The organism is Tepidanaerobacter sp. GT38 (genome assembly GCF_021991635.1).
GTDB lineage: Bacteria > Bacillota > Thermosediminibacteria > Thermosediminibacterales > Tepidanaerobacteraceae > DTU063.
This window is the reverse complement of record NZ_JAFFJA010000094.1, coordinates 1-5,209: the sequence shown is the minus strand read 5'-3', so window position 1 is coordinate 5,209 and position 5,209 is coordinate 1. Positions and strand designations below refer to the sequence as shown.

The window sequence follows — 5,209 nt, the reverse complement described above, 5'->3', positions numbered from 1 at the left end:
ATAAAATTTTACACTATCAATTCTAAACAGAATTATTTAATAACCTAATATGGTATGTGCTTTACATGTTATGTGTAATTTGCTGGGCTACTGGCAAAAAGAATATGGTTGAATTCAAAAAAGGGACGGTAACGTCCCCTTTTTTCTGTGCTATTATTTTAAGTCTCCATTTTATAGTTTTAATCTATTACTTGATTTTCATGATAAATTATATGGATTTAGGGCATTAAGGTACTATAGGGTAATACGGAAAATAGGGAGTAAGAAATGTCAGAAATCTAATTTTATTTTCTTTATTCTAAGTTAATACCATTTCCTTCAGTTCATCAACACTGCAAATGCTGGTTACATTCTGAAGCCATTTCATTAATGTGTCCTCGTTGTTTTGTTTCGCAATTGCATAGTAGATGTCATCATGTAGGACGTTAAATTTCTCCAAAAGTATTATAATTATTGATTCCCGCATTCCCTCCTTAACCCCTGCATCTTTTATACTTAATCCTACCTCCGTATCCATGAGATATTCCTTTAAAACCTCAACCCCTTGTTTACCTATTAATCTCGATACAATTTCTGAAATTACTGTTAAGAACGCTATCCTTTCTTCTTCATCCTTTATTTTCCCTATGATTGACATAACCTTCAGCAACACTTCATTAAAAGGTAAGGAATTCTTCATAAATGGAAGAAATACCAGGCTCAGTTTGTCAGCCTCATTAATAGGAAAACCCGAACTAATTTTTTGACTAATTTCCTTATGCACTCTTTCTCCATCAAGTCCTGATAAATCTACAATTTGAGTATTATAATAAACTGAACCAAAACTCCTCTGAAAATTGCTATTTTGCTTGCTTCCAAAATTCAGAATAACAGTCTTTACCTGCATCCTATATCTCAATACTATGCTCATGTCATAGGTCAGCATGCTCTGGAGGCCAGGTTTTATTTTATCACTCATAATTTCCATGTGAAGCAATGTATCATCCTCAAGTAAAAACATCAATAATGGTAGTTTATAATTCTCTATCCTTTCTACTTCTGCTATTTCCTTTATCATTGGCAACTCTAACCCAATCCACTTGAATGATAATCCTTGGAATATCTTATTAAAGCATTTTTCATTAAAACTCTCTTCCTGAAAAGTCACTCTCATATCCATCACCTCTAACCTTGATTTTATCGCCTCGAATTTTCTTTCAAAAAATAAAAAAGCACATTCTCCTTAATTACTGCCAAAACGAATCTGGCTGTATAAAGAGAATATGCTCTCCATCTGTGTCGCTAACGCTATTGTAGCGCATATTAAAGAAGAACACAATTACATTCTAACAATTACTACTTCCATCTAACCTTATCCCTTTAACCCATATTCCTGTCTTCATATGCCTAAATATCCTTTCCAGCCATTTCTCTCAAATCTTATAAAAGCCTTTCTATACTGCTCTTCAAATGTGTCCTTAGTTGGGTGCGTCAATTTGCTATTAATATTATTAAAAATATCTTCTGCTTCGTTTTTTGTAATCTCACCAAAATACACACATAAAGCCAGAATATTATTGTGTGTAAGGGTAATGAACTCATCCAGCCACTTAAATTCAGTGTAATTATCTGATATTATTATTGGAATTCTCAACGCCTGGGCATATCCTGCGCATTCACTTTCTCCTGGACCGATTACCTTTTTCTTATCTTCGATGATATCTCTTGCAAGTACGTTTATAGATATATCTTTCTTCCTATCTACAATCTTAAATATACTCCCGTCCTTATGAATTGCTTCGTTAATCAAACCATAATATCTTCCTGCATTTTTCTTTATTTCAATGTCATATACAAATTGAGGAATGATGATTTCTTTAAATAAAAGTTCTAAAATATCCAATCTGTTAACCCTGGCTAAATTAATCAGGATATCGGCATCAGATATGGCTCCTGTATATCTCATGTTAATAGTCCTCTTCCTGGGGATACTCATATCCGAATTGTTCAGGAGCCAGTCCGATAAATTCAAGGCTGTTTTTCATGTTCTTGTATGAGATATTCCCTCTTTCGTAGTTGGTTTTTATAAACTCAATATATTCTTTTGGCACATATGTTTCTTTTGATGGAGTTATCAAGTCTATACTGTAGCCTTCCCGTCTGGTTAAAGATTGGAGTTGTTCCGTATTTTCCAGTGAACAGATGTCTACCAGTTCCTCATACTTGTCAATAGAACATAAATTAAGTTGGATAAGCCTTTTTAACATAGCCTTATAACTTACTTTAAAATAATTGTGCATTCTAATGATATGCCTTGGTAAAACACTGTCTTTATCTACATTGACAATTTTATAAAATACTTCTTTTACATAGTCTTCAGGCATTAAAAATTCGGAAGCAAATACATCCGCTTTCGCATCTTCCTCTTTATGCTTTTCATCATTCAAAAGGATTTTTTCTTTTTTCAGGATGTCGGCATTATAAATAAGATGGTATAGTTCATGGGCGCCAGTATAGCGTTCATGTCCCAAAGTAAAATTGCTGTTTAAATAGACAATAAACTGTCCCTCAAAATAGGTAGTAAACCCTGATAATTCTTCTATATCTAATGGTTTTCTTATTAAAAATGCAGCCTCCGATAGAATATCAAATATATCGGAAAGCCCTTTTCTCGCAAATTTTATTCTTACTTCTTCTGCCAAATCTTTGATTTGCAGTCTGAAGGATTCTTCTGGGAGATTCAAATTATTCTTTTGCAATATTAACACTCCTCCCACAGTGGCTTTCTCTTTTGTGGTTTAAACTCTCCATTGTATATTTTCTTTTGGTAAATAAACATCTTTATCATATCCTGGAGTTTCTCAACTTCTTCAATCGTTTTTTCCGAAAAATTTTTCTTCCTGAATAGTGTAACTAAATCGTCGTCTTCTTCATCTTCAAAAAGAATGTTTATATCTATATTCAGAACTTTGCATATGGCATTTAACTCCATAGCCGATACAGTCCTGTTGCCGTTTTCTATTTTGCTCAATGTTTCCCTGCTCATGTTAATCCCCTTTTCAGCAAGTCTTTCTACTACCTCAATCTGGCTTAATCCCCTTGCCTCTCTAATAGCCTTTATTTTTAATCCAATGGAAATATCCTTTGACATCTTTAATCCCTCCTTTTGTAATATTATATTACATCAATATTGGTTTTGTGTCAATATTTTATACATTTATGTAATATTTTATTACTTCTGCATAAAGTTATACTTAATTCGTTAAATAAAATTTAGTGCTGATTTTTTGATTTTCTATGAACTCACCTATATAATACCCGAAAATCTCTTGCGAGGAGTGGTTATAATGATAAACTTAGAAGTTTTTAGGCTGGAACTGAATTACCTGAAGCAAGTTGTAAAGGGTATATTAGGGGATAAGGTTTCAGGGGAAATAGGTGAAGCGATTGAAGCCTTAACCCTTTATTTTCTTAACCCTGCTACCTATAATTCCTTGTCCCTATCTAACATCCAAACAATTGAACAGTATTTAAATCAAATTCAGCAAAAATTAACACCTTATGAATATAAACAAATGCTTAACAACATCCCTACAATAAGGAATTTTTTAGAGAAAGTAAAACTTGAAATGTCCATATCTTAACAAAATAAGGCTTTGTAGGATGTATAACTTTATCCCCAAAGCCTTGTTCTTTTATCCCAATTTTCCTTAACCGCAATCACCTTGTTCCCGCTGAAATAAGTCTGAATTATCCATTTCCTTAAAATCATCGGCTTTTATAATATTTGTTAGAATTATCGAGGTGTTATTTTTACTCATTTCACCGGCCAAAGTAAATCTAAAATCATTTTCATAGGTAATTATAAAATCCCGGTCTTTTTCTATTTTAATCGCTTCTAGTTGCTTTATAATGTCTTGTTTATTTATTTTATATTCGTAAATAAGTTCATCACATTCAATAAAAACCTTATTCATATTGCCATATCACCTTTTTTATATTTTACTTTTTATATTATATGAATTTGTTATCTCTAAATCAATTGGAATAACTTCTTGTAATCCCCTTAAAATTATACTTTTCCCTAATTTCCTTTATCCTTTAATATCTTTCATCAATAATATCAAATATTCCATTCTTACACCTGTAAACCTTGTCTGAAACCTTATTCGGGTCATTATCTATCATAATCAGTGATTCTATAATTTTTATATATTCATGGCATAATTTACCCACTATTAGCGTAGTAGCAGAAGGAATTGCAAAGAGATAATCCCGCCCTATCTTTTTGCATATCTGATTCTGTAGTGCAGTACTTAATAACAGGGTTGAGTTATAATCTGTTGTGTATTTCAAGGTATATATTGCTAGAGCCGTATCCAATTTAACTAGTGGATTTCTCATTCTATTTAAATTTTCCCATGCTGCTTTTTTCACCATATTAAAATCCACATCATCGGTTTTTAATACAAATCTAAAAACTTCTCCTGCATCTGTAACATAAAGTGTATCTACATCGGCAAAGGCTTCCTCTCTATAAAAATCTAAATCCTTTTCTCCTTTTCCGAACTTTCTACTCTTTAGCAGCGGATAAACATTGTTATAGTCAATCTTAAATTTATATTGACTCAGAATATCATTAATAATTTTAATATATGATGCTAAAGTTTTCCTATAATCCTTGGTCTCTTGGTATTGCCCATAAATGCTACTAATAGGCACAGACACACTGTTTGGGTTAGACTCCACAATAACATACTTTCCCTGGACCCTTGCTATTGGAAATGTTCTATTTAAGTCAAAAATTATTTTCCTTGAAAAATCAGCAATAGTAAGCATTACCTACCTCCTTAATAACTCTATAAAACACAAAAAGCATACTCTCTTAACTTATTCCAGCATCTACTGGCTGTGTAAGAGAATATGCTCTCTCTGTATACTTATATTTTACGTTATATTATAGGTATGTGCAATGTTTTTATCTTAAATTGATAGTGTCAAATTGTTGTAGGATAATTATGGTCAGAAGTATCCCCATCTTTTTGATACAAAACCAGCTATATAGCATACCCGCTCCGTTGTATGCCTTTTAATATAGTTGATATTGGAGTCTTTTTACCCATATTAAAAACAGGTATGTTATTTAGCTTCTCATACGTGGTTTTGCTAAATACTTCCTTAGCCTTCTTAATTGTCTCTTGCTTTATGTTGTATTGTTGTTTTGCTTTTG

Annotated in this window: 7 protein-coding genes; 1 reads left to right on the top strand and 6 read right to left on the bottom strand. The window is 32.1% G+C overall.

The features are described 5' to 3' along the window. Nucleotides 1–298: 298 nt before the first annotated feature. From JT739_RS11145 to JT739_RS11130, 4 genes are all read right to left on the bottom strand, one after another. Nucleotides 299–1,153 (bottom strand): hypothetical protein, encoded by an 855-nt coding sequence (locus tag JT739_RS11145; protein ID WP_237661200.1) that lies wholly within the window; start codon nucleotides 1,151–1,153, stop codon nucleotides 299–301. Between the two features lie 225 nt (nucleotides 1,154–1,378). Next, on the bottom strand, nucleotides 1,379–1,945 hold the full coding sequence (locus JT739_RS11140; protein WP_237661199.1) for a hypothetical protein: 567 nt from the start codon (nucleotides 1,943–1,945) through the stop codon (nucleotides 1,379–1,381). 1 nt (nucleotide 1,946) lies between these two features. After that, entirely contained in the window at nucleotides 1,947–2,747 is an 801-nt protein-coding gene (locus JT739_RS11135) for an ImmA/IrrE family metallo-endopeptidase (protein ID WP_370642660.1), read from the bottom strand. Beyond that, the gene (locus JT739_RS11130; RefSeq protein WP_237661197.1) at nucleotides 2,741–3,130 is read right to left on the bottom strand and encodes a helix-turn-helix domain-containing protein; all 390 of its coding nucleotides are present in this window, start codon (nucleotides 3,128–3,130) and stop codon (nucleotides 2,741–2,743) included. Before JT739_RS11130 ends, JT739_RS11135 begins: the two co-directional genes overlap by 7 nt. Before the next feature lie 196 nt (nucleotides 3,131–3,326). On the opposite strand from JT739_RS11130, the gene JT739_RS11125 reads away from it, so the two are divergent. Next, nucleotides 3,327–3,623 carry a hypothetical protein gene (locus JT739_RS11125; protein ID WP_237661196.1) on the top strand — a complete coding sequence of 99 codons (297 nt, stop codon included), beginning with the start codon at nucleotides 3,327–3,329 and terminating at the stop codon, nucleotides 3,621–3,623. 66 nt (nucleotides 3,624–3,689) lie between these two features. Here the strand turns inward: JT739_RS11125 and JT739_RS11120 are convergent, their stop codons facing one another. Together JT739_RS11120 and JT739_RS11115 are read right to left on the bottom strand one after the other, a co-directional pair. Continuing rightward, nucleotides 3,690–3,956 carry a hypothetical protein gene (locus JT739_RS11120; protein ID WP_237661195.1) on the bottom strand — a complete coding sequence of 89 codons (267 nt, stop codon included), beginning with the start codon at nucleotides 3,954–3,956 and terminating at the stop codon, nucleotides 3,690–3,692. Between the two features lie 124 nt (nucleotides 3,957–4,080). After that, nucleotides 4,081–4,818: a DUF1444 family protein gene (locus JT739_RS11115; protein WP_237661194.1), complete on the bottom strand. Its 738-nt coding sequence runs from the start codon at nucleotides 4,816–4,818 to the stop codon at nucleotides 4,081–4,083. Between the last annotated feature and the right edge of the window lie 391 nt (nucleotides 4,819–5,209).

What these genes read in the sequence shown, in the direction of transcription:
- JT739_RS11125 (WP_237661196.1), top strand. Translation starts at nt 3,327, where the DNA reads ATGATAAACTTAGAAGTTTTTAGGCTGGAACTGAATTACCTGAAGCAA.
- JT739_RS11115 (WP_237661194.1), bottom strand. Translation starts at nt 4,818, where the DNA reads ATGCTTACTATTGCTGATTTTTCAAGGAAAATAATTTTTGACTTAAAT.
- JT739_RS11145 (WP_237661200.1), bottom strand. Translation starts at nt 1,153, where the DNA reads ATGAGAGTGACTTTTCAGGAAGAGAGTTTTAATGAAAAATGCTTTAAT.
- JT739_RS11140 (WP_237661199.1), bottom strand. Translation starts at nt 1,945, where the DNA reads ATGAGATATACAGGAGCCATATCTGATGCCGATATCCTGATTAATTTA.
- JT739_RS11130 (WP_237661197.1), bottom strand. Translation starts at nt 3,130, where the DNA reads ATGTCAAAGGATATTTCCATTGGATTAAAAATAAAGGCTATTAGAGAG.
- JT739_RS11120 (WP_237661195.1), bottom strand. Translation starts at nt 3,956, where the DNA reads ATGAATAAGGTTTTTATTGAATGTGATGAACTTATTTACGAATATAAA.